The sequence below is a fragment of the Vibrio sp. 10N.222.52.B7 genome (assembly GCF_041474275.1).
Classification (GTDB): Bacteria; Pseudomonadota; Gammaproteobacteria; order Enterobacterales; family Vibrionaceae; genus Vibrio; species Vibrio crassostreae_C.
Genome location: NZ_JBFRTU010000317.1, coordinates 1 through 242, shown reverse-complemented (window position 1 = coordinate 242; position 242 = coordinate 1). Strand labels below are relative to the sequence as shown.

Here is a 242-nt window from a genome sequence, read left to right as displayed (position 1 = left end):
GGTGTGATGATTATCGGCCTCCTCACTGACACTGTCGGTTAAAGGCGTCACATCAGGGTTGTCGTTAACCGCAGCTAAGTTGGTGGTTGCGCCGGTGTGTGTTACACCACCGTGTGCATCTTTGACGTCATAGCTAAAGTGCACCGCGCCGTTGTAGTCTTTTTCTGGGGTAAACGTAAACGTACCATCGGCATTGTTTAGAATAGAGCCATGGTCAGCATGCAGGTTTTCAATGGTTAGTT

General features: G+C 49.2%; 1 protein-coding gene. It reads right to left on the bottom strand.

Going from position 1 to position 242, the window contains the following annotated elements; all coding sequences use genetic code 11:
• A partial coding sequence (locus AB4512_RS25550; protein ID WP_372175842.1) for a cadherin-like domain-containing protein occupies positions 1–242 on the bottom strand: 242 nt, incomplete at both ends.